Source organism: Actinoplanes solisilvae (assembly GCF_003999975.1).
In the GTDB taxonomy this organism is placed as follows: Bacteria; Actinomycetota; Actinomycetes; order Mycobacteriales; family Micromonosporaceae; genus Actinoplanes; species Actinoplanes solisilvae.
Window position 1 is genome coordinate 166,161 of sequence record NZ_RJAC01000008.1, and the last position, 23,459, is coordinate 189,619.

A 23,459-nucleotide genomic window follows, 5' to 3' on the forward strand; every position below is an offset into this window, starting at 1 on the left:
GCCGTCGCCCCCGCTCCCTCACCCTCCTCCACTTCCTCCCCCTCCGTCGCGGCCCTCACCCCCTCGCCCGAATCTGTTCTGCGGCAATTGCGCGCGCGTGGTCGCGTACGCGGGACGGTTGCTCTCTTGGGCCCGGCGTTCGTCGCCGCGGTTGCGTACATCGATCCCGGGAACTTCGCGACGAACTTCACCGCCGGCGCCAAATTCGGCTACACCCTCGCGTGGGTCATCGTTGTCGCCAATCTCAGCGCGATGCTCGTGCAATACCTGTCCGCCAAGGCGGGCGTCGCCACGGGCCGCGATCTGCCCGAATTATGCCGCGAGAACTTCCCCAAGCCGGTCTCCCGCGGCCTCTGGGTGCAGGCCGAGATCATCGCGATGGCGACCGACCTGGCCGAGTTCCTGGGCGCCGCCGTCGGCCTCTACCTGCTCTTCCACGTGCCGCTGTTCCCCGCCGGGCTGATCACGGCCGTCGTGGCGTTCGGCATCCTCGCCCTCGAACAGAAGGGCTACCGCCGCTTCGAGCTCGCCATCGCCGGCCTGCTGGGCATCGTCTTCCTCGGTTTCCTGTACGACCTGATCGTCGTCGGCGCCGACCCCGGCGGTGTGGCGTCCGGGCTGATCCCGAGGCTCGCCGGCAGCGAAAGCCTGCTGCTCGTCTGCGGCATCATCGGCGCGACCGTCATGCCCCACGTCGTCTACCTGCACTCGGCCCTGACCAAATCGCGGGTCGCCTGCCGCGACGACGGGGAGAAACGCGAACTGCTGCGCTTCCAACGGCTCGACGTCATGATCGGGCTCGGCCTGGCCGGCCTCATCAACCTGTCGATGCTGGTCATCGCCGCATCGCTGTTCCACGGCACGCCGTTCGGCGACGGCGACGCCATCCAGTCGGCCCACGACGGCCTGGCCCGCATGGTCGGCGGCGGCGCGGCGCTGGCGTTCGCGGTCGCCCTGCTCGCCAGCGGACTGTCGTCGTCCAGCGTCGGCACGTACGCGGGTCAGATCGTCATGCAAGGCTTCATCCGCCGACAGATCCCGCTCTTCGTACGCCGCGCGGTCACGATGGCACCCGCCCTGGTCGTGCTCGCCCTGGGCCTGCCGGTCACCGACAGCCTGGTGATCTCGCAGGTGGTGCTCTCCTTCGGCATCCCGTTCGCACTCGTGCCCCTGCTCATACTCACCCGTCGCCGCGACATCATGGGCACCTTCGTCAACAAACCCCTCACCACCGCGGTGGCCGGCGGAATCGCCGCGCTCATCATCGGCCTCAACGCGTTCCTGCTCTACGACACGTTCCTGCGCTGACCGGCACCCGGTTTGCAACCCGCTCGGTCATCAACCGGCACCCCGGACGTCCGATCCTCGTACCAACGGGATATCCACGCGCCCGGGCCGGACGGACGAGGGGGCGATGTGTCGAAGAAGCGAGCGCCGCGCGCACTGACCACGACCCTGGCTCTCCTGCTCGCCGGCCTGTCGGGCTACTCAGTGGTGGCGAACTGGCAGCAGGGCACACTCGTGCGCGAGGTTGCCGCAGCCGGGAGCGACACCGACGCGTACCAGAAAGCCGCCTTCGAACTCACCACCGAGATCGGCCTGCTGCAAGGCGCCATGCTCGAACCCGACGGCGAGGAACGTGCCGACCTGCTGGCGACCAACCAGGCAGCGAACAACGCGATGGAACGCATGGCCTCGGTGGACGAGGAGCACCACGGCTCGGCCGTCGACCTGGCCGAACGGCACGCCAAACTGCGCATGGTCGTCGTCGGTTTCCTCAACCAGGTCGACCGGGGCGACACCGGGGCGGCCGAGACGACCCTCGAGGAAATCCTCGAACCGGAGTACTCGTCGATGATGAAAGATCTGCTGAACGAGCAGAACCACCACGTCTCCGACTACGACCAGCAGCAGGCCGATTCGCTGAACGAGTCACGCAAGTCGGGCGTCACCGTGCTGATCGTCTTCCTGCTCGGGCTGGTCGTGCTGGGCGGCTTCGCGGCGTCCCGCCGCGGCCATCGCCGCCAGGTCGAGGCGATGGCGGCCACCGACCCATTGACCGGCCTGCTCAACCGTACGGCGTTCGTGAGCCGTACGGCCCAGGCCCTTGACGACCGACCCACAGTGCTGGTCATCAACGTGGACGGCTTCCGCGACGTCAACGAGCAGCTCGGCCACCGCGTCGGCGACCTGCTGCTCGTGGAGACCGGGCGGAGACTGTCCTCGCTGGTCCGAGGGGACGACGTGGTCGCCCGTCTCGGCGGCGACGAGTTCGCGGTGCTTTTGCATGACGCCGACCCCGCCATCGGCGAGACGATCGCCGCGCGGCTCACGGAGACGTTCGACCGGTCGTTCACGATGGACGAGATCACGGTCGACCTGGAGGTCAGCATCGGGGCGGCGACCGCGCGCGAAGGCGAGGACGTGGTCACGGTGCTGCGGCACGCGGACGCGGCGATGCACGAGGCCAAGTCGCACCACGCGGGATTCCACCGCTACCAAGGGGAGGACAAGCAGGACGCGGCGGCCCGCCTGTTGCTGCTGGGCGACCTGCGCCGGGCCCTGGACGACCCCGACCAGTTGACCCTGCACTACCAGCCGAAGGTCGCGGTCGGGTCAGGCGCGCTGGTCGGAGTGGAAGCATTGGCGCGCTGGACCCACCCGGAGCGAGGACCGATCTCGCCGGCCGAGTTCATCCCGGTCCTCGAAGTCACGAACCTGATGCACAAGTTCACCGAGCGGGTGCTGACCACGGCACTGCGCCAGGCCCGTGCGTGGCTGGACGCGGGGCATCGCGTGCCGATCGCGGTGAACGTGTCGGCCCGCAGCCTGCTCGACCCGAACTTCCCGGACCGGGTGGCGGCACTGCTGTCGGAGATCGGGGTGCCGGGGGACCTGCTGTCGATCGAGGTGACGGAATACGCCCTGATGAGCGACCCGGACACGGCGATCGAAGCGCTGCACCGTCTGAACGCGGCCGGGGTGAAGGCCTCGATCGACGATTACGGGACCGGGTATTCGTCGATGACCTATCTCAAGGTGCTGCCGATCGCTGAGCTGAAGATCGATCGGTCGTTCGTGCTGGACATGGCGGGCGACTCGAGCAGTCGTGCTCTGGTCGCCTCGACCGTCGAGCTGGGGCATCGGCTTGGGCTGACCGTCGTGGCCGAAGGGGTTGAGGACGAGGCTGCTGCCCAAGCCCTGCGCGAGATCGGGTGTGACACTGCGCAGGGGTATCACTTTGATCGGCCGCTGAGTGCCGATGCTCTTACCTCTCGGCTGGAGTCTCGGCTCTTGATCGTCTGAGTGGATGCGGTTTGACGGGTCGGGCCGAGAAGCCGACGGCCCGGGCGCGAGGGGTCAGAGCGTGGCCAGGCAGGTCAGGGCCGTGATGGTGAGGGCTGTGCTCAGCAGCATCAGGAACGGGTTGTGGGTGCTCCACCAGCGCATACGTCGGCGTACGTAGCGGGGAACCTCGTCGGTGCGGACCAGGCGCAGCGCTACGGCGTTCAGCGAGGCGGTAAACATGCCGAGCACGCCGAACCAGGCGGCCAGCGCGGCGAGCTGGGCGAACATGGGCATGTCGCCATCACACCCGCCGCGTACGGGGGCGTGGGTCTCAGTATGAGACAGCGACGGTCGGCTGCCTGCGAGCATCAGGTCAGCGGGAACACCGACTGGGCCCACGGCGGACGCGTCGACGGCTGGATCGAGGTGACCCACTTGACCCACCAGAAGCCGCGGCGGCCGGGGGCGACGAGGCGGGCCGGGTAGCCGTGGCCGTACGTCAGCGGGCCGCCGCCGACGGCCGTGACCAGCCAGACATGGTCCAGGGTGCCGGGTCCGAACCAACGGGCGTACCCGGTGATCGAACGGACCTCGACGCTGCGCCAGCCGGGACCGAGACCGCCGGCCGCGCCGAGCAGGGTGCTCAGACGCACGCCCTCCCACTGCTGGGAGCTGTACCAGCCGCTCGTGCAGTCGAGGACGGCGGTGAACCGCTCCTGCGGCAGGGCCAAAATCCCCGGCAGATCAAAAGAGGCAGACCCGACGCGTACGCTCCACGCCTGCTGATCGATGCGTTGAATGCCGTCGTCGATCCACGACGTGACGAGCAGTTTCTCCTTGGGGACGGAACCCGTGAAGCGGCGGTCGGTGGCGGCCCAGGTGTCCCAGACCGCGGTGGCGGCGGCCGCGCCCGCCCCGAGGACGCCGAACCGCAGAAGCGCCCGCCTGTCCGTGTCGGTGCGCCTAGGCCGTACGGCGTGGGTGGTGAAATGGCCGAGGACGGCCAGCAGGGCGCCGACCGCCGCGCCGACGTGGATCTGCATGAGCGTGAGCGGTCCGACGTCTTCGACACGGCCGGTGGAGTGGAGCAGGCCGCTGCCGATCGTCACCAGCACGAAGAACAGCAGGGCGAGCGAGAGCGCCTTGGTCGCCCGTTTCCGGCGGGTGCGGCGCAGGCCGCGGCGGATGACGACGTATTTCCAGGGTGCGACCAGCAGGATCGCGAGGGCGCCGGCCGCGTGCAACTGGATGAGGTTGAGCGGCCAGTCGACGCCGATGGTGTTGGCGGCCAGGCCGCTGAGCACGCCGGCGAGCACGAGAAGGCCGAGCACGAGGTCGACCCTGCGCGCCCCCTGCCTGCCCTGAAAACTCACCCGCATACCGAAACCTAACGCGGTCCAGGCCCGGACTGTCAGCGAGTCAAATCACGTGAACCGCGCTGATCGGCCCAGGCTCGCGCGGGGTCGTCGGCGCTCTCCGGCCCCAGCCGCCCCTCGGCCAGCAGCTTTTCGACCCGTTGAAGGTCGGCCTCCGCCTGTGCGTCGCGGCCCCGCGTCCGTCGATAGGTGGCCAGGACCTCGACGGCCCGTCGGGCCAGTACGCCGATGTTCACGGTGGGTGAATAGGCGGAGGCCCACAACTCCGCGTCGAGCGCTACGGCGGGAGCCTCCCACGGCTTCGCGGGCTCAGAGTCCTGCAACCGGCCGACAGCGTTCCCCTGGGCGATATAGCCGAGCAAGGCGAGCGGCTTGAACGGCCATTCCCCGAGACGGAGCGCGCGTGGCAATGTCCGGCCGATCGCGGTTACACCGAGCGCCTCAACGAGGGCGAAGACGAGGTCGTCGGCCAGTCCGTCGGCGGTGAGGACCCTACGCAATGTCGGTTGATCGGCGGTCAGGGCGGCATCGCGGGCCCAGTTCACCAGTTCGGCGATGACGTCGTCGAGTTCGCGCGGCTGCGGCTGAGGGCCCGGCTGGTGCTCGTAGCCGCAGACCGTATCGACGAAGTTCAGGTGAGTGGACGGCCCGGTGAAGTCGCACGTCGTGGCACACAGCACGCCGCAGTCGTCGTCGAAGATGTGGGCCGCGAGGACCGGTCGTCCCGTCGCGGTAGCCAGCGCCCGGCACGGCTCCCGCAGATCGGGCGGCGCCGTCCAACCGCCGGTCTCCACCAGCTGCCAGCCGTCGCCGAGCGGCCTGACGAACCTGTGCCGGTGGCCGAAGCCGCCGATCCCGTCCTCGTGAACGAGCAGGCCCGGCGAACGACCAACCACAATGGTCCCGGTGTATCCCACGCGCAGCCTACGATCCGCTGATCGCGCGGCGGTCGGCTGACGCCCGCGCGCTGTCCTCGGCGGCATGGGACATGAGCCGGTCGGCCGTGAGCAGATCGGTCAACTCCCTGAGATCGACGTCGCGTTGGCCGGTCTTGCCCCGGGCGCGATCGTAGGCGGCCTGCGCCTCGATGATCCGCCGCGCCAGCGACTCCAGGTCAACGTCCGGGCGGTACGCTGCCGCCCAGACCTCCGCGTGCACGTCGACGGCGGCCGTTTCCCAGGGCTTCATCCGGCTCCCATCGGCTTCCCGGTTCACGGCTGCGATCTGGGTCTGCAGGAAAAGGTGGCCGACCGATGAGAACGGCCATTGGTCGACCGGAACGGAACGCGGCAGCGTACGGCCGATCGTCGGCACACCCAGCGCGCGAACGAGCCCGAAGACCAGATCGTCGGCCGTCACGTCAGCCATCAGAGCCGCCTCGATCGCCCGCGCGTCCCCGGGCAGCCCGGCCGCGCCGCACCAGTGGACCAGCTCGGCCACCACCTCGCCGAGCGGCCGGTTAGTCGGGCCAGGTCTGCGGGTCCGCTCGTGCTCGTCACAACATGGACTCTCGTAGTCGTTGACGATCGTCGGCCCTCCGACCTCATCCCCTGCAGCCGTGCCGAGCACCGCGTAGTCGCTGTCGTGGACGGCTGCCGCGAAGACCGGCCGTCCCGTCGACTTCGCGAGCCGGCGGCACGGCTCCCCCAGCTCTGGTGGTTCGCTCCAGCCGAGACCGATCTCCACCATCTGCCAGCCGTCCCCGAGCGGCCGAAGATATCGGTGCCGGGGCCCGAAATCGTTGATGCCGTCCTCGTGGGCGAGCAATCCCGCCGACCAGCCCACAACGACGAGCCCGGTGTATCCCAATTCACTGACCGGGCGTGAGCCGAACGGCGACCCAGGAAACCGGCGGCATCGTCAGGCGCACCGTGTTGCCGGTGAGGTCGAGGGATTCGATCGGGCGCGGGACCACGCGGTCGGGGTCGTCGAGAGTGTTGACGGCGTTCAGGTCGGGATCGGTGAGGAGCCAGGATTCGGCCACCCGGAATGGGGTGTCGAAGGCCGCCAGCGAGAAAGACAGCGGCATCGCGTCGGCCTGGTGGCGGTTCACGGCGAAGACGGTCAGGGAACCAGAGACGGGGTCATGGGTGGCTACGGCGTCGAGCGCCGGAACCTCGCCGAAGCGCTTGGTTTCGTACGTGGGGGCATTGACCTCGATGTTGAGGACGGAACCGCGGGCCAATCGGGCGGTGAGGGCGAACGGGTGGAATGTGGTCTGGCGCCAGGCGAGGCCGGACGGTTCGGCTCGGATGGGGGCGATGACGTTGACGAGTTGAGCCTGGCAGGCCGCCGTGACCCGGTCGCTGTGGCGGAGCAGGGAAATGAGGAGGCTGCCGACCACCACGGCGTCGGCGACGTTGTAGGTGTCCTCGATGAGGCGAGGCGCGGTCTCCCATTCGGCGGGGGTGGCGCGGTTCTGGAAACGGCTCAGGTACCAGACGTTCCATTCGTCGAAGGAGATGTTGATGCGTTTCGGGGATTTGAGGCGGGCGCCGATGCTGTCGGCGGTCGCGGTGACGCCGGCGACGAAGTGGTCCATGTCGACGGCGGAGGCCAGAAAGCTGCCGAGGTCGCCGTCCACCGGTTCGTAGTAGGCGTGGGCCGAGATGTAGTCGACCTGGTCGTAGGCGAGTTCGAGAACGGTGGCCTCCCACGCGCCGAAGGTCGGCATCGACGAGCTGGAACTGCCGCAGGCGACGAGTTCGAGTCCGGGTTCGGCGGAACGTAACGCCCGCGCGGTTTCGGCCGCGAGACGACCGTACTCGTGGGCTGTCTTGTGGCCGGTCTGCCACGGCCCGTCCATCTCGTTGCCGAGGCAGAACATCCGGATCCCGTACGGTTTCTCGACCCCGTTGGCGTGGCGCAGTGAAGCCAGGCGGGTGCGGTCGGGGTGGTTCAGGTATTCGTGGGCGTCGAGCGCTTCCTGCACGCCGCGGGTGCCGAGGTTGAGGGCGTACATGACCTCGACGTCGGCTTTCGCGGCCCAGCGCATGAATTCGTCGACGCCGACCTCGTTGGTCTCCAGGCTGTGCCAGGCCAGGTCGCGGCGAACGGGGCGTTCCTCGACGGGGCCGATCCCGTCCTCCCAGCGATACCCGGAGACGAAATTGCCGCCCGGATAACGCACGAGAGTCACCCCCATTTCCCGTACGAGGGCCAGCACGTCCTCGCGGAAGCCGTGCTCGTCGGCCGCGGGGTGCGACGGTTCGTAGAGGCCGCCGTAAACGCACCGTCCCATGTGCTCGACGAACGAGCCGAAGGTGCGCCGGGAAACCGGGGCGACGACGCGGGACGGGTCGAGGTGCAGCGAGGCGGTCACTTCAGGCTCCCAACCGCCAGCCCGCCCTGCCAGTATTTCTGCAAGGTCAGGAAGGCGACGATCAGCGGGACGATGGAGACGAGCAAGCCCACGATAATCAGGTTCCAGAGCGACTGCCCGCCGGCGTTGTTGGCGCTGGCGAGCTGGGTCCAGAGACCGATGCCGGGCGTCCGGGGCGATCCACACGCTGTTGACCCGGGGGCTGCGGGTGCCCGAGGACGTGGCGGTCATCGGCTACGACGACATCGAGGACGGGCGTTACGGCCGCCCGACGATCAGCACCATCTCCCCCGACAAGGGAATGATCGCCCGTACGGCGGTGGAACGCCTCGTCCTGCGCATGGCGACCCCTGACTCCGTCCCGGGCGTCGAGCTGCGCGCCGCCCACCGGCTCATCGCCCGGGAGAGCACCCTCGGGAGGACTTGGAAGCTCACGCGGGCCGGCGCTTCACCGCGCCCAGGAGCAGGGGCCACATCGAGCTGTGCTCGGGGTAGACGCGGGCGGCAGTGTCAATTTCGGACAGCCACGTGTCGCGTTGGGCCTCGGTGAGCAGGCCGCGGGCGATGGCCAGCGGGGCGATGCTGCGGAACGTGGCGGTCAGCATCGCGGCCGAGTCGGCCATCGTGCCCAGACGGCCGGTGACGTCGGTGCCGTCGGGGGCGCCGATGCCGGCCTCGGCGAACAGCGTGGGCAGGCGGAAGCCGAGCCGCACGTCGCGCCCGGCGGCCGCGTACGCGCCCAGGAAGACGCGTCGCCACTCGTCGACCACCGCCAGAGGCGGGTTGGAGTCGACCGCTCGCATGTCGTAGTCCTGCACGACGAGGACGCCGCCCGGCGCCACCCATCGCCACATGCGGCGCAGCACCGCGGCCGGGTCGGCGACGTGCAGCAGGATCAGGCGGCCGTAAACGAGGTCGAACCCGCCGGCCGGGACCGCGTCGTCGTCGCTCTCCACGTTGGCGGCCACGAACGTACCCCCGCATCCGGCGGCTGCCTTCTCCCCCAGGTCCTCGTCGAGGTCGATCCCGGTGGCCCGGCCGCCGCGGGTCACCATCAGGTCCATCACGGCTCCGGTCCCGCAGCCGACGTCGAGACACCGGTCGCCGGGCGACAGGCCGGCCCGATCGAGAAGGCGCGCGGTGTCGGGGGCCCACACCTCCGCCTGCCGCCGCAGCCGCTCGTACTCCTCCACGGTCCGTCCCATCACGTAGTCGCTCATGGCTTTCCCTCCGGTTCGCTGTGACATTCGGCCCGGCCGACCTGTGGATTCCTCATGTGTCGGGCATGTGTTTTGACACTGGTCCGAGGCGGTCGGCGGGAGCATCGTGGAGGCCATACCGAGATTTGCCTTGGAGGTGCCAGATGAACGAGCCCTGCGGACGCGAGGCCGAGCTGGCCCTCCTCGCCGGGGAGATCGCCGCGGCCGTGGGCGGCGCCGGTCGGTTGCTGGTGATCGAGGGAGAGGCCGGCGTCGGCAAGACCACGCTGGCCGACGCGGCCCTCAAGCAAGCAGGGTCGAGGGTGTTGCGAGCTCGCAGCAGCCCGCTCGATCAAGACTTCCCGTTCGGGGCGGCCCGCCAGGCGTTCGCCCCGCTGCAGGCCACGCCCGACTGGTCTGAGCTGTGCCGGGGGCCCGCCGCGCTGGCCGACCGCGTGCTGACCAGCGGCGACCCCCCGTCCGCGAGCCATCCCGACGCGATGTACGCCGCGACCCACGGGCTTTTCTGCCTGACCGTCGCGGTGGCGGCCCGCGCCCCGACCGTCCTGTTCGTCGACGACGTGCACTGGACCGATCTCGCCTCCCAGCGCTGGCTCGCCGGGGTGGCCCGGCGCGTCGACGAGCTGCCACTGGCCGTCGTCCTCACCGTCCGCAGCGGCGAGCACGTCCTCGACGAATTGTTCAGCGGCACCGTGGTGGCTCTCGGCCCACTCGACCGGTCGAGCTGCGCGGCTCTGGTCCATGAGCGGTTCCCGGCGGCGCATGCCGAGTTCGTCGCGGCCTGTCACCACGCCAGCGGCGGCAACCCGTTCCTGCTGCACGCACTGCTGACCCATGAAGCCGGCCGTTGCCCGCCTGACGCCCTTACGCCCGCCACCGCCCCATCGGACGGCGGTGCGGCTATCGGCCCCGACGAGGTGGCACGCTGGCTGGCGTCGCGGCTCCGGCGCATGCCGGACGGTTGCGGGGCGCTCGCCACCGGGCTCGCCGTTCTCGGCCCGACGGCCCGGTTGAGCGATGCCGCCGGGCTCGCCGGCGTCGGCTCGGAGCAGGCCGCCGCGTGCGCCGACGCGCTGCGTGGGGCTGCGTTGCTCGCTCCTGATCACTGGGCGCCGGCCAACCCGATGATCGCCACCGCGCTGCTGCAGAATCTGGGCGAGGCCGGGCGCGGCGTGTGGCACGCGCGGGCGGCCGCCCTGCTCGCGGCCCGGGGGGCCGATCCGGAACGCGCAGCGCTGCACCTGCTGCGAACGGAACCGGCCGACCAGCCGGCAGCGGTCACGGCACTGCGGGCGGCGGCCACCCGCGCGACCGGCCGCGGCGCGCCGGAGGTAGCGGTCACCTACCTGCAGCGGGCCATCGAAGAGCCACCGGCGGATCAGGCAACCGACGCCGCCCTTCGGCTCGATCTCGCCCTCGCGCTGGCCGCCGGGCGCCGGCGGGGTGCGACAGCGCTCGCCCACGAGGCCGTCGCCCGCATCGCCGACCCGGCGGCCCGCGCCGAGGCCGCCCTGCGCTGCGGCCGCGCCCTGGCCATCAGCGCCTTCGGGGCGGCGGCGATCGCCGTATGCCGGCTGGCGCTGAGCACGCCCGACGGTGTGCCGGCGACGACCAGGGCCCGGCTCGAGGCCGAGATCGCGGGGGCGGCGGGCATGGACAGCCGCACGATGCCGCTCGCGCGGGAACTGGTGGCCCGGTGCCGGGTGCAGCCGCCGCCGCTGCCGTTGTGGCGGGTCATGCAGGCGCTCAACGACACGTTCGACGGGCGCCCGGCGCGGGAGAACCTGGGCGTGCTGCGGCCGCTGATCGACGACGGGGTGCTGGCGGCCGAGCACGACTCGGTGCTGCCGACCGTTGCCGCGCTCGCCCAGATCGCCAACGGAGACCTGGCCGGTGCTCGGGCGATGAGCGAGGCCGTGGCCCGCGACGCCGAGCCGCGCGGGTGGCTGAGCACGGTCGCGCACGGCCGGTTCCTGCGCTCCCTGGCGGTGCTGCCAATGGGGCTGGTCACCCAGGCGGCCGAGGACGCGCGGGCCGCCGTCGACTTCAAGCTGAGCAGTGACACCCCGCCGGCCGGGCTGCTCTTCGCGCTGTGCCCGCTGCTCGACGCGCTGGTCGAGGGCGATCGTTTCGACGAGGCCGAGGCACTGCTGCGTACGTCTTTCCCCGGGGAGCCGCCGCCGCACGCGTTGAGCACGCCGATGCTGCTGCAGAGCCGGGGACGGCTCCACCAGGCCCGCGAGCGGCCCGCCGAGGCCATCGCCGATCTGCGAGCGGCCGGGCGGTGCTGGGACGAGTTCGGGGTCCGCCATCCAGGCTTCGCGACGTGGCGGGCCGACCTGGTGGCCCCGCTGCTCGCGAGCGGTGACCACGCCGGCGCCGAGGCGTTGGCGGCCGAACATCTCGCGCTGGCCCAGGCCGCCGAGGCGCCGGGGCCGTTGAGCGTCGCGCTGCGGGTGACCGCCCTGGTGTCGGCTCGCGGCGAGCGGGTGCCGCTGCTGGAGCGGGCGGTGAAGACCTGCGCGGGCACGGCCGAGCGGCTCGCCGAGGCGTACGCGATGGTCGCTCTGGGCAGCGCCCTGCGGCGGGCCGGGCATCGGGAGGCGGCTCGGGAGCCGCTGCGGGCGGCCCTGGAACAGGCCGGCACGGGTGGCGCGCGACGGCTGGCCGGACTGGCGACGGCCGAGTTGCACGCGGCCGGGGCGCGGCCGCGGCGGACGGCGACGCACGGGCCCGAGGCTTTGACCGTCGCCGAGCGGCAGGTGGCGGGGCTGGCCGCGGACGGGCTGACCAACCGGGAGATCGCCGTGCGGCTGGTGCTGAGCCGGCGGACCGTGGAGACCCACCTGGCCCACGCGTACGCGAAGCTGCGCATCTCCTCCCGCGGCGAGCTCGGAGCCGCCCTTGGCTGACCAGACGGAGAACGCGGGCTACAGCGGGGTGAGGAGGGCCTCGTTGGCCAGGAACAGCGGGATGGCGCGGGCGGGCTGGGGCACGGCGTAGTGGAAGGCCATGCCCTGCTGGTAGCCGAGTTCGTAGAGCATGGCGGCCTGCGGGGCGCTCTCCACGGCCTTGGCCACGGCGACGATGCCCAGATCGTCGGCGAGGGTGGCGATCGCCCTGGCCACGGCGGCCTGACGCGGGGAGGTGATGATCTGCTCGGTGAGGGAGCCGTGCAGCTTGACGACGCCGATCGGGGCCGACGCCAGGGCTGGGAGAGAGGCCAGCGCGGATCGGATGCGTTCGGCCAGCTCCTCCAGCTCGGGCACCGTATGCCGGGCGCGAGCACCGCGAACTGGTCGGCGCCGAGCCGTCCGACCACGTCACCTTCGGGGGCGACGTCGAGCAGCAGGCCCGCGACGGCGGACAGGATCCGATCGCCCACGGCGTAGCCGAGCACGTCGTTCACGGTCGTCGAAGTCGTCGAGGTCGACGACGAGCACTCCCGGCGGGTTGCCCCCATGGAACCAGGCGGCCGCCTCGTCGAGCCGGTCAACGGACACCGCCCGAGTCGCCACCCCGGTGAGCTGGTCGGTCTCGGTCACCCGAGTCCCCTCTCCACACGCGTGCATTGATCCCATCGGCACCGGCGCGAGGGTGCTGAGCCAACACCGGGGTCGCTCGGCGGCGGCCGGGCCGGCCCGGCATAGGGTGGTCGGTCATGAGGTTCGAAGCGGAGTTAGCCGAGGCCGCGTTCATGTGGGACTACGAGACCCGCATGCCCGATCCGGCCCGCGAAAGGCTCGGGGTCGCGGGCGCGCGCATCGGTGGCGGGGTCGCCCTGGCCATGGTGAACGACCTCACGTCGTACTGGAGCAAGGCTCTCGGTTTCGGGGTGGCCGAGCCGTTCACACCGGCGGTGCTCGACGAGGTGCTCGGTTTCTATCGCGAGCACGGGGTGCGGCAGGCGGTGCTCCAGGTCGTTCCCGAGCTGCTGCCCGACGGGTTCGCCGAGCTGGCCGCAACCCGGGGGCTCGAGCGCGGCAACCCGTGGATCAAGCTGGGCGGCGACCCGGCCGCGGTGACCGCGGGGCACTCCGGGTTGAAGATCGCCCCCGTCGGGGAACAGCAGGCCGAGCAGTGGGCGAACGTCGTCCTGGAAACGTTCGGCATGCCGGCCGGCGACCTGACCACGATGCTCGCCTCGACCGTGGGCCGGGAGGGCTGGCGGCCGTTCGCCGCGTGGGACGGAGACCGTGTCGTCGCGGGCGCGAACCTCTACATCAACGGCGAGACCGCGGCTCTGAACGCCGCCGCCACGCTGCCCACCCACCGCGGCCAGGGTGCGCAGTCGGGGCTGATCGCCGCGCGGGCCGCCGCCGCGGTCGAGGCAGGCTGCCGCCGCATCGTCGCCGAGACGTGGAAGCCCGCCGCCGACGGTCACAATCCGTCGCTGGAGAACCTGCGCCGAGCCGGGCTCGAGCCGCTCTACGAGCGCGACAACTGGGTCTGGAAAGCTTGAAACTCGCGCGCCAGGATCCCCATCTGGATCTCGTCGTGCCACCGGCCGTCACGGAACAGGCATTCGCGCGAGCGGCCCTCTTCGACGAAGCCCGCTTTCGCGTACGCCCGCACGGCGCGATCATTCCCGCCGATGACCCGAAGCTGGATGCGGTGCAGGCCGAGCTGCTCAAACCCGTACCGGAGCATGAGGGTGGTGGCCGCCGTGCCGTGGCCCTGTCCCTGGTGCGGCGGCCCGATGATGATGGCGTAGGTGGCCGTGCGGTTGTGCGCGTCGGCCCCGAACAGCGCGACGTGCCCGAGCAGCGTGCCCTCGGCCCGGTCGGTCACCACGAGCCCGGCGTCGGTTCCGAGGTTGCCGCTCCACAGGCGGAAGGTCTCGGCCACCGCGGCGGCGGGCCGGGGATGAAGCGGCATGGTGCTTTGCAGCGCGGCCACGGCCGGGTCCTGCCACCAGGCCACGAGCTGATCCAGGTCGCCGTCGCGCAGCTCGCGCAGGCGGATGCGGTCGTCCTCGAGCGGGTTCACCCGACCACCTTGCCAGGGTTGAAAAGGTTCAGCGGATCGAGGGTTTGCTTGACGGCGACCTGCATGGCCAGCACCTCGGGCGACAACTCCTGCCGCATGCCCTCCCGTTTGAGCAGCCCGACGCCGTGTTCGCCGGTCACCGTGCCGCCCATCGCGATCGCCGCGCCCAGCATGTCGTCGAACGCCGCCTGAGCCGCGCGTTTCGCGTCGTCGTCGCCGGCCGGGGCCAAAATCAGCGGATGCAGGTTGCCGTCGCCGGCGTGGGCGATGGTCGCGATGGTCACGCCGTGCCGCCCGGCGATCTCCTCGATGGATACGAGCATGTCGGGCACGCGCGAGCGCGGCACGCAGACATCTTCCGTGAGCACCGGCCCGAGCCGTTCGAGGGCCGGATAGGCGAGCCGCCGCGCCGAGAACAGCGCCTCCGCCTCGACCTCGTCGGTCGACTGCTCGGCCCACAGCGCCCCTGCCGCCCGGAACACCTCGGCCACCGCCGTCGCCTCCTCGTCGCCGGCCGCGCCCGGCATGTCGAGCTGCGCGAGCAGCAGCGCCGCCGCGTCGGCTTCCAAGCCCAGGTGCTTCCACTCCTCGACGGCGCGCAGGCAGGTACGGTCGAGCAGTTCCAGCGCGGCGGGCAACAGGCCGGCCTTCGTGATCGCGGCGACCGCCTCGCCGGCCGCGACCACGCTGGCAAAGGCCCCCACCACCGTACGGGGGGCCTCGCGCCGGGCCGGACGCAAACGCAGCGTGACCTCGGTGATCACGCCGAACGTGCCCTCCGACCCGGTGAACAGGCCGGCCAGGTCATAACCGCTGACCCCCTTGGTCGTACGCCGTCCGAGCCGGACGACCGTGCCGTACTCCCCGGCCGGCCCGCCGACCACGGCTTCCAGACCGAGCACGTAGTCGCGGGTGACGCCGTACTTCAGGCAGCACAGACCGCCGGCGTTGGTCGACACGTTGCCGCCGATGGTCGACCAGGGGGCGCTGGCCGGGTCGGGCGGATACCACAGCCCGTGCTCGGCGACCGCGGCCTTGAGGTCGTTGTTGATGACCCCCGGCTGCACGGTCACGGTCATGTTCTCGGCGTCGATCTCGACTACCCGGTTCATGCGCGACAGGTCGAGAATCATCGCGCCGTCGACCGCGTTGGCCCCGCCGGACAGCCCCGTTCCCGCGCCGCGCGGCACGATCGGAATGCCCTGTGCCGCGCAGGCCGCGACCGTTCGGCGTACATCATCGGTGCTTCTGGGACGCACGGCGGCGACGGCCTTGCCGTAGGGAGCCCACTCGGCGTCGTCGTGGCTCAGACTCTCGAGAACATCGGCGTCCTCGATCACGTCGAGGCCGCCGAGCAGGTCTTTCACCGGGGAAACGATCGACATTCCCCGACCCTACGCGCCACGATCGGCCAGCCACTGCTCGAGGCGTCGCCGGGCCACGGTGTCGCTGACGGTCAGCCCACGGTCACGCCAGGGCTGCACGACCTTGGCCGGGTCGGGCAGATAACCGACGATGTCGAGCACGACCCAGTAGCGGTCGGGTTCGCCGCACAGCCCGGCGAAACGAGCGGCGGTCTCGACACCGTGCAGCATGGCCAGGTACGTCGCCGCGTGCGCGACATCCAGCCCGGCCGGCCCCCACGACGTCTCGACCCAGTCGACGACCCCGCTGACCCGCCCCTGCGACCAGAGCACGTTCCCCAGGTGAAAATCCCGATGCAAAAACGTTCCCGCGTACGCCGGTGCAGGCCGGTCGAGCAGGCGGAACGCTCGCTCCCACAGCGCGGGGCGCGTCGACCACGCCGGCACGACGCGCTTGGCGGGGACGGCCCACGACTCGTACGCCCGGGGTCGGCCGGGCCCGGGATCGACGGCGTGAATGTCGGCCAGCAGCCGGGCCAGGGGCTCGACGATGCCTTTGTCGTCAAGACACAGGTCACCCGGTAGCCAGGTCATCAGATGAGCTGGTGTCCCAGTGAGGTCGACAGCGATGCTTCGGGGTGCGGGGATCGGCGTCGGTTCGAGCTGCTGCTGCACCTTCGCTTCCCTGGTCAGCAGACCAGTCGCGTGGCGGCGCCACGGCTCCTTCGTCATCAGCCGCAGCACCGCGCGTTCGCCGTCCTCGCCGGTCAGGCGCAGCATCGTCGACGTCCAGCCGCCGGTCAGAAGCCGTACCTCGGTTATCGGGCGCTGCCAGGCCCGCTCGGCCCAGCGGATCCGGTCTACCGTCATCAGCACAGGGTTCCGTTCGGGGCGGCCATGATCAACCCAGTGATCTACATTGGTCCCACATGACGATTTTCGGGTGTCGAACCTGCGGGGCCGCCTTGACGGTTCCGGTGTCGCGGGTGGCGCTTCCCGTCCACGCGCGTCAGCAGTACGGGAACGGGCCCGGTTCACTCGACCCGGTCCTCGAGCCCGGCACGTTCGCGGTGGATCCGCTTCCTGCCGGCAGGCCGTGGCGCCGATGGGACGAACTCGAAGACGGTGAGGCGCTCGGCTGGTACGCCCCGAGACCCAGCGTCTCCGAAGGACCGGCCGGCCGGGTGCTGCTCGCGCCGGGAGACGTCCGCGGCACCGTCATCGACCCGGCGCTGGTCGGCGAGTTCGGATGCTGCGGCCTGGACGGCGACGAACCCAACATGCGCTGTGTCGCCTGCGGCACGCCGGTGGCCACCCGGATCGACGATTGCGGCCTGTGGCAGGCGGTATGGCTGCACCCGCCGGCGACCCGCGTGCTCGATGACGGTCCCGGCCCGCACCCCGCGCTCGACTGGGCCGATCTGTTCGACCAGCGGCCCGGCATCCCGCCGACCGAGCCGTACGGTGTCTGGAATCCGGTGTGGGCGGCCGCCCTCGCCTCGACCGTGGCCCACTTGCTGGCCGCCTCGGGCGGCGCCGCGATCCTGATCCCGGACAACCGCGTCGCCGAAGTCCTCCAGCCCGTTCTCGACAGTCTCGCCGGCCCGGACGACGGACAGCTTCTCCTAACCCTGGCCGGCCCCGGCCTCCCGGCTGCCGACGGTGACCTCGCCTTCGTCCCGCAGCACCCGCAGACGGGCGAGATCTGGCCGGTGGCCGAATCGGTGAAGCCGATCCCGCTGGCCTGGGACGTCTGGCGACACCTCGCATTCCACCGCGACCCGAAACCGGCCGGACGCTCGGTCCCGCTGCTGCCGGACGCCCTGCCGGCGCTGCTCCCCGGCGGCCGGCTCCGGCCCGACGGCCGCGTCTTCCTCAACGTCCTGGCCCGTCTGCCCGAGGTCAGGCAGTCCTGGCTGCGAGCCGTCTACGACCGAGGCCGGCCCTACAACTACAGCTACTACGTCTTCTGACCGGTCGTCAATGACCTGCCGTGTGCCTGGTGATCGAGGCAGGATGTCCCGATGATCGGGAGACGTGGCCGCCGTGAGTCGCAGACCGTCGTGCACGAGGCGGCTGACCTGACCGGGGACATGGCCGCGGCGATCGAGGCGATCCGGCCCGGCGACGCGCGGCCGATCGACGAGGTGGCCGAAGTGCTGCTGCGGGCCGGCGACTCGCACGATCATGCGGCGGTTCTTCAGGTCTTACGCATGTTTGCCGCGCGGCCGCAGGTGGTGGTGCGATTGGACGAACGCCTCCGCCGGATGTGGTCCAGTGGGCCGTCGGCGGCTGCGGCCGGGCCGGCCGGAACGGTCCTGGCGAGCACGCACCGTGACGGGCACATCCGTGAGCAGGCGGTGGCGGCCGTGCTGGCGGCCCCCGACCCGGCGTGGATGCCGTTCCTTGTCCTGCGGACCGCGGACTGGGTCGCTCCGGTGCGCGAGCGTGCCCGCTACGGGCTCGCGGTGCTCCTCGGCGGCCAGGCGGAAACCTACCTGCCGGCGGTGCTGCCCACGGCGGCCGCCGTCGGCGAGTGGCGGCGGGAGACGACCATCAGCAGCGCGTCGCCAGTCTGGTGGCCGAGGCGGTCGTTGACACTCTTGAAATCGTCCATGTCGAGCAGCACCACGTGGAACCGGGCCCGGGTCGCGATGAGCTCCGCGACGGTCTCCTCGAACAGCGCGCGGTTGCCGACGCCGGTGAGCGGGTCATGGGTGGCCTGATAGGTGAGCTGGTCCTGATATTCGCGCAGCTGGCCGAGGTTCGCGTCGACGGTTCCCAGCAGTCGCCGGTTCTCCCTGAGGGCGTGCACCTGGCGGGTCATCACGAGGACCGTGAGCAGGACGGTGCTGATGCGCACGGCTGTGTCGTCGCCGCCGGCGGTCAGCAGCAGGGCGTCCATCGCGGCCACCGCCATGTACGGGACGACGCTGATGCGCCGGTTCGTGCGCGGCTCGGGCCGGCGTTCACCCCCGCGGAGCTGCTGGTTCGCGGCGAGGGTCATGGCGAGGGCGCCGATCGGGATCGCGACGAAGCTCGACGAGAGGGCCGGGTGGTCGGTGAGGAACGGGGACAGGCCGCCGGCCACCGCGCTGACCAGGCTGCCGGCCGACAGGATGTGCAGGGCCGCCGGTCGAGCGTGCCGGCCCCGGCGAAGGCGACCTTGACGAACACGACGACCGCGAGGAACCCGACCACCACCATCACTAGCAGCGCACCGGCCGAACCCGACTGCGCCATCCAGTCCTGGTGACCGCGAACCGAGAACTGCCAGACGAAAGCGGTGCCGGCGACAAGCACGACGCACGAGTCGAGCCCGAACCGGATCCAGTCGCCGCGACCGCGCTGCCACGACGGCAGCCGCAACAGCGACCACAGGTAGGTCAGTTTCAGCGGCTCCCGTTGAAATCGCCGGCTCAGAGGACCGCCATGATCATGTACCTCTTTCGAGGGACGCGCATTCTCGTCACGCCACTTGACGACTAAAGTTGTGTGTCAGCGACTCCAGGGAGTTCAGCCGTGGCCGACTCGCCCCGGAGAAACCGCACGGATGCCCATCTAGAACCCCGCAACCCTCGAACCTCCCAATTTTCCAGATAAACGCGTAATGCTGCGGCCCTCGCGTGGTCTTCGTTTCTCTCGCAATGACTCATTGAGTCTTGCGGAGACGGAAGGACGCGTCCTCGTGCCCGCATCATTCCTGGAACCGCTCGTCATCGCTGCGTTGATCACAACCCTTGGGTGGGTCATCGGATTCGGTTCCCTACTTGCAATGTTTGTATTAGCGGTGAGGCGAACTCCGGCTAAATTCCGCGCTGCCATTATTCGCGCACTGGCAGAACTCGCGAGAGCGATGTGCCTGTGGACAGCAGCCATGATCTGCATATCGGCGGCCATGGCCATCGGTAGCGTCCTCTTCACATGGCGGCAAGAGCTCGCCGGCGAATCAACGAACACATGGGTATGGATTGAGCGTGCGAGCTGGGTCTTCGGGATCGTCAGCGGCTTGTTGGCCTTGGTGACTTTGCGGCATTTCGCCAACCCGGGCACCGCCGCCGAAAACGTCGAAGACAAATCCGAGCAACCCTTGCTGCCGAGAGTAGCGCGACAAAGGCAAGTAACAGGTTTCGGAGTGCGCGCTCGCGGAGCCATCTCTGAATTGCCAGGGCGCGACGGCGCGGCCGGATCGTCCTCGCCGGAGTCACCTGCATCTCGCGATCGAGATCGATGATCGACCCCTGGGGAGTCCGGGGGCATGAACGAGGCCCGAGATCACGGATCTCGGGCCTCGCTCGAAGGATCTACCAGATGCGGGTGGTGGACTGGCCCGACGCCAGGGTGGTCAGCGGGCCGGCCGGGAAGTCGCCCGAAAGCTTCGGGGTGCCGACCAGGTCGGCCGCCATCACGGCCGGGGTGCCGTCGCGCTCCTCGAACTCGGCGTCGGCGAAACGGACCCGTTCGAGGTCTCGGCCCGAGACCGGGCCCAGGCGCACCGAGTCGAACTCGGCGGGCAGGTCGGTGACCAGGTGGACGGTGTCGCCCTCGTCAGTCACGGCGACCATCCCGGACGGCACGACCAGCGGGTCGACCTCGCCGTCGAACGGGCGGGCGCCCGCCGCGAAGACGTTCGCCCTCGTCCAGACGGCCTGCTCGACGGTCAGGTAGCGCTGGTGGTCGCCTGGGGGCTGCGCCTCGATGCGCGAACGATAGTCGTCGAACGAAACCGGGTAGCCGTCGTACGAAGACGTGCCGGTCAGCGCCGGAGCTTTGCCCTCCGCTTCAGGACCGTACGCGGAAACGGGGTCTCCGCCGACGAAAAGGTTGCCGATCCATCGGTCGTCGCCGGCGCGGATGTACGCGTAACCGGCGACCTGCGTGCTGTGCGGACGGTGGTAGGGCGTGGCCCGGTCCATCACGGCTTCGACGCGGACGGTACCGGCGATGAGGTTGTTGACGAACGCGCCGCCCTGGCTGAACAGCTCGATCGCCGCGGGGGAGGCGAAAACGTTGTGCTCGACCAGATAGGGGCCGTGGCTGACCTCGATGAAGATGTCGCGGCTGTTGTTGTAGAGCACGTTGCGGCTGATCCGCGTGCCCTGCGTCTCCCAGTCGAGCCAGACGCCGAGCGAGCAGTCGTGGATGCGGTTGTGGCGGATCTCGACGTCGATCGCCGCGTGGAGTTTGATGCCGCCGATCTCGTACCCGTAGAACTCGCGCTTCAACGCGATGTTGTAGATGTGGTTGTCCTCGATGGTCGAGAAGACGCAGCCGAGGTGACCCACGATGCCGTTCTGCCCGCAGTCGTAAATCGTGTTGCGGCGGATGACGTGGGAACCGATGTGCTCCTTGTCCCAGCCGATCTGCCGCGCCGAGAAAACAGATTCGAGCTGGTATTGGTAGCCGGGTTTGTCGCCGCGTTCGGTGGCGTAGTTGTGGCCGGTCGACGCCTCCTTGCCGATCGAGATCGCCGAGCACTTCGCGTCGTGGATGACGTTGTCCTCGATGATCCAGCCCTTGGACCAGTTCGGCCCGATGAGTCCGGGCTGGTCGGCGGTCGGCGGCGTCCACGGGCAGGCGGCCTGGGCGAGCTCGAATCCGCGCACGGTGATGTAGTCGAGATGCGGAACGACGGGGTAGAAGACCGACCGGCGTACGTTGATCTCGACCAGCGCGACGTTCGGGTCGGCGTCGTGGAAATTGGCCCAGATGGTCGTGGATTCCTCGCCGACTTCGGCGAACCAGACATAGCGCGTCTGCGACGAATTACGGATCGGCGTGACGGTTCTGGTCCAATTGTCGACGACCTCGGTGCGCAGCGGCGGCTCGTCGAGCTCGGCGCGCGACCCGGCCTCGTAGAAACTGACCCCGTCGAGGTAGACATCGCCCAGGTGTTTGCGCGGCGCGTCCTTGCCGTAGACCACCCAATCACCCCCAACCTCTTCCGCGTACGGGTTGAAGTCGCCGAAAACTACGTTGGGGATCGATGCCTTCCAGACTGTGCCGCCGTCGTTCTCCCAGCCGGTGACACGCTCGGAGCCCTTGATGACGACGTGCTCGCCCTCGGCGGCCTGATAGGTGATGCGGCGGGTGTCGCTGAGGCCGCCGCGGCGGGGCTTGACCCACTCGCGGTACTCCCCCGCGTGCACGACCACGGTGTCGCCGGCCGCGGCCTGGGCGGCGGCGCGATTGATCGTACGGAAGGGCTGGTCAGCGGAGCCGGGGGCGGCGTCGGAGCCGGTGGTCGCCACGTGGAACACAGACGTCATGGGGCGAAGCCTTTCTGTGTCGAGCTGGCGTCAACGTAAAATTACGAAAAGCCGCTGTCAAGAGCTCGAAATGTTTCGAGCCGGTGGGACGGGCGGCCGGGTCGCCGCCGACGCAGTGGACGGAGCTGCCGTGGACTTGCGGATGATCAAATCGGTGGCCAGCTCGATCCGCGGGGAACCGAGCGTCTCCCCCGCGACCAGTCGTAGCAGCCGGCGCACCGCGACGCGGCCCATCTCGGCGAACGGCTGACGAACAGTGGTCAGCGGCGGCGCCGACGACTGCGCGGCGTTGATGTCGTCGAACCCGACCACGCTGACGTCCTCGGGAACGCGCAGCCCCAGCGTGCGGGCCGCCTCGATCGCGCCGAGCGCCTGCGAGTCGTTCGAGGCGAAGAGGGCCGTCGGCCGGGGTTCGCGCCCGAGCAGTCGCAGCGCGGCCGTGAACCCGGTGTCGAACGAGAACGGGCCCGCCGTCATCAACGAAGGGTCGACGGTCAGGCCGGCCTGCGACAACGCCGCGTGATAACCGTGCAGGCGGGCGATCGCGACCATCGCCCCCGGCGGCCCCTCGATGAACCCGATGCGGCGATGCCCCAGCTCGAGCAGGTGCTGGGTGGCCGCCATGCCGCCGTTGAAATTGGTCGCCCCGACGCTGGGCACCTCGGGGTCGGGCAGGTTGATCGGATCGATCGTGACAAGAGGAATCTGCTGCTCAGCGAAGTGCCGCCACTGCTGCGGATTGATCGTCGACGTAACGAGGATCAGCCCTTCACGGCGCGCCGACGCCAGCCGCCGCGCCCAGGCCGCCCCGAGCGGGTCCCGAGGCACCGTGCCGACGACAACGTCAACGTCCTCGGCCGCCGCCGCTTCGAGCGCCCCGTGCAAGATGTCGAGGTTGTTGGGCGTCCGCATGGCATCAAAGACCAGGTCGACTGTGCGTGCCACAGGCTGCGCCCCGCCCAGCCCCCGAGCGACATACCCATGCCGATTGAGCAGCGTCTCGATGCGGGCCCGGGTGTCGGCGGCAACATCGGTACGCCCGTTGACGACCTTCGACACGGTCGGCACCGAAACGCCGGCCTCCCGGGCAACAGCAGCCAGCGTCGCCCGCTGCGACTCACGAACCATCCCTGCATGGTCGCCCCCGAAACCCCGGATCGCAAACTTTCGGCCAGAGCGAGAAGGCTGCTGGGAGCCGGAGCGCAAGGAAAGAGCGGGAGGACGCGGGGACGCAAGACCGACCTGCCGCCTGCAATGAGAACAGCAGGAGGCGCCGCGAACGATTAACTCAACAGGTCCACGGCCGCGGATGCGTGGCTTCCCCGCAAGTTCTCCAATCGGAGGCTTGCTCGTGCGGCAAGCTCCAACGGGCCGACGCCTTCGTCGAGGGCCACATCCACGATGCGATCGACGCCTGCCGCAACAAGAGGTGCGGCGCGAGCTAATGTTGACCGGAGCGCTACAGCGTCAGTGCCGCCTGCGTGAGCCAGCGCGTTGCGTTGGCGATAAAGGGCGCTGAAGGTCATCTCCAGGCATCGCGTCGCGCCTACCACGAACGCGTACGGATCTTCGGCCAGGCCACGCATCCGGCCCAGCCCGTTACGGTCCTCCACACGAGGAAGCGTTAGAGA

The 23,459-nt window shown here is 70.1% G+C and carries 20 protein-coding genes and 1 pseudogene; 7 read left to right on the top strand and 14 right to left on the bottom strand.

Annotated elements, in window-relative coordinates; translation table 11 throughout:
* Positions 1–87 precede the first annotated feature (87 nt).
* Positions 88–1,308, top strand: coding sequence for an Nramp family divalent metal transporter (locus EER30_RS21885; RefSeq protein ID WP_349290885.1), 1,221 nt, complete (start codon positions 88–90; stop codon positions 1,306–1,308).
* A 108-nt stretch (positions 1,309–1,416) separates the two neighbouring features.
* A complete protein-coding gene (locus EER30_RS21890) occupies positions 1,417–3,306 on the top strand; it encodes a putative bifunctional diguanylate cyclase/phosphodiesterase (RefSeq protein ID WP_127502373.1) in 1,890 nt (629 codons plus the stop codon).
* A gap of 54 nt (positions 3,307–3,360) precedes the next feature.
* Here the strand turns inward: EER30_RS21890 and EER30_RS21895 are convergent, their stop codons facing one another.
* From EER30_RS21895 to arfA, 5 genes are all read right to left on the bottom strand, one after another.
* Positions 3,361–3,582 (bottom strand): hypothetical protein, encoded by a 222-nt coding sequence (locus EER30_RS21895; RefSeq protein ID WP_127502374.1) that lies wholly within the window; start codon positions 3,580–3,582, stop codon positions 3,361–3,363.
* 74 nt (positions 3,583–3,656) lie between these two features.
* A complete protein-coding gene (locus tag EER30_RS21900) occupies positions 3,657–4,667 on the bottom strand; it encodes a molybdopterin-dependent oxidoreductase (protein ID WP_127502375.1) in 1,011 nt (336 codons plus the stop codon).
* A gap of 32 nt (positions 4,668–4,699) precedes the next feature.
* Complete coding sequence (locus EER30_RS21905; RefSeq protein WP_127502376.1) at positions 4,700–5,581, bottom strand: hypothetical protein; 882 nt, start codon at positions 5,579–5,581, stop codon at positions 4,700–4,702.
* Positions 5,582–5,588: 7 nt separating this feature from the next.
* A complete protein-coding gene (locus EER30_RS21910) occupies positions 5,589–6,473 on the bottom strand; it encodes a hypothetical protein (protein WP_127502377.1) in 885 nt (294 codons plus the stop codon).
* Between the two features lies 1 nt (position 6,474).
* On the bottom strand, positions 6,475–7,986 hold the full coding sequence (gene arfA, locus EER30_RS21915; protein ID WP_240670221.1) for an arabinosylfuranosidase ArfA: 1,512 nt from the start codon (positions 7,984–7,986) through the stop codon (positions 6,475–6,477).
* Between the two features lie 220 nt (positions 7,987–8,206).
* Between arfA and EER30_RS21925 the strand changes: the two genes are divergently transcribed.
* Positions 8,207–8,536 carry a substrate-binding domain-containing protein gene (locus EER30_RS21925; RefSeq protein ID WP_240670239.1) on the top strand — a complete coding sequence of 110 codons (330 nt, stop codon included), beginning with the start codon at positions 8,207–8,209 and terminating at the stop codon, positions 8,534–8,536.
* Here the strand turns inward: EER30_RS21925 and EER30_RS21930 are convergent.
* Positions 8,418–9,206 carry a class I SAM-dependent methyltransferase gene (locus tag EER30_RS21930; protein WP_164842438.1) on the bottom strand — a complete coding sequence of 263 codons (789 nt, stop codon included), beginning with the start codon at positions 9,204–9,206 and terminating at the stop codon, positions 8,418–8,420. The two genes, EER30_RS21925 and EER30_RS21930, sit on opposite strands and share 119 nt — an antisense overlap.
* A gap of 143 nt (positions 9,207–9,349) precedes the next feature.
* Here EER30_RS21930 and EER30_RS21935 point away from each other — a divergent pair, with 143 nt between their 5' ends.
* Positions 9,350–12,118, top strand: coding sequence for an ATP-binding protein (locus tag EER30_RS21935; RefSeq protein WP_164842439.1), 2,769 nt, complete (start codon positions 9,350–9,352; stop codon positions 12,116–12,118).
* 18 nt (positions 12,119–12,136) lie between these two features.
* Here EER30_RS21935 and EER30_RS21940 read toward each other — a convergent pair whose 3' ends face one another.
* Positions 12,137–12,475 carry an EAL domain-containing protein gene (locus EER30_RS21940; RefSeq protein WP_127502380.1) on the bottom strand — a complete coding sequence of 113 codons (339 nt, stop codon included), beginning with the start codon at positions 12,473–12,475 and terminating at the stop codon, positions 12,137–12,139.
* A 59-nt stretch (positions 12,476–12,534) separates the two neighbouring features.
* Positions 12,535–12,669 (bottom strand): annotated as a pseudogene (locus tag EER30_RS21945) (hypothetical protein); the annotation flags it as partial.
* Positions 12,670–12,867: 198 nt separating this feature from the next.
* On the opposite strand from EER30_RS21945, the gene EER30_RS21950 reads away from it, so the two are divergent.
* Positions 12,868–13,668: a GNAT family N-acetyltransferase gene (locus EER30_RS21950; protein WP_127502381.1), complete on the top strand. Its 801-nt coding sequence runs from the start codon at positions 12,868–12,870 to the stop codon at positions 13,666–13,668.
* On the opposite strand, the gene EER30_RS21955 is transcribed toward EER30_RS21950, so the two are convergent.
* The 3 genes from EER30_RS21955 to EER30_RS21965 are packed head-to-tail and all read right to left on the bottom strand — an operon-like array spanning position 13,635 to position 16,429.
* Positions 13,635–14,195 (bottom strand): GNAT family N-acetyltransferase, encoded by a 561-nt coding sequence (locus tag EER30_RS21955; protein ID WP_127502382.1) that lies wholly within the window; start codon positions 14,193–14,195, stop codon positions 13,635–13,637. The genes EER30_RS21950 and EER30_RS21955 overlap by 34 nt on opposite strands.
* Positions 14,192–15,580 carry an FAD-binding oxidoreductase gene (locus tag EER30_RS21960; protein WP_127502383.1) on the bottom strand — a complete coding sequence of 463 codons (1,389 nt, stop codon included), beginning with the start codon at positions 15,578–15,580 and terminating at the stop codon, positions 14,192–14,194. Before EER30_RS21960 ends, EER30_RS21955 begins: the two co-directional genes overlap by 4 nt.
* A 9-nt stretch (positions 15,581–15,589) precedes the next feature.
* Positions 15,590–16,429, bottom strand: a complete 840-nt coding sequence (locus tag EER30_RS21965) for a phosphotransferase family protein (protein ID WP_127502384.1) — start codon at positions 16,427–16,429, stop codon at positions 15,590–15,592.
* A gap of 59 nt (positions 16,430–16,488) precedes the next feature.
* Here EER30_RS21965 and EER30_RS21970 point away from each other — a divergent pair, with 59 nt between their 5' ends.
* Entirely contained in the window at positions 16,489–17,532 is a 1,044-nt protein-coding gene (locus EER30_RS21970; RefSeq protein ID WP_127502385.1) for a hypothetical protein, read from the top strand.
* Between the two features lie 521 nt (positions 17,533–18,053).
* Here EER30_RS21970 and EER30_RS21975 read toward each other — a convergent pair.
* Positions 18,054–18,650 (bottom strand): GGDEF domain-containing protein, encoded by a 597-nt coding sequence (locus EER30_RS21975; protein WP_127502386.1) that lies wholly within the window; start codon positions 18,648–18,650, stop codon positions 18,054–18,056.
* A gap of 597 nt (positions 18,651–19,247) precedes the next feature.
* Between EER30_RS21975 and EER30_RS21980 the strand changes: the two genes are divergently transcribed.
* A complete protein-coding gene (locus EER30_RS21980) occupies positions 19,248–19,793 on the top strand; it encodes a hypothetical protein (protein WP_127502387.1) in 546 nt (181 codons plus the stop codon).
* Between the two features lie 70 nt (positions 19,794–19,863).
* Here EER30_RS21980 and EER30_RS21985 read toward each other — a convergent pair whose 3' ends face one another.
* Together EER30_RS21985 and EER30_RS21990 are read right to left on the bottom strand one after the other, a co-directional pair.
* Positions 19,864–21,828 (bottom strand): right-handed parallel beta-helix repeat-containing protein, encoded by a 1,965-nt coding sequence (locus tag EER30_RS21985; protein ID WP_127502388.1) that lies wholly within the window; start codon positions 21,826–21,828, stop codon positions 19,864–19,866.
* Between the two features lie 57 nt (positions 21,829–21,885).
* Positions 21,886–22,956 (bottom strand): LacI family DNA-binding transcriptional regulator, encoded by a 1,071-nt coding sequence (locus tag EER30_RS21990; RefSeq protein WP_127502389.1) that lies wholly within the window; start codon positions 22,954–22,956, stop codon positions 21,886–21,888.
* Between the last annotated feature and the right edge of the window lie 503 nt (positions 22,957–23,459).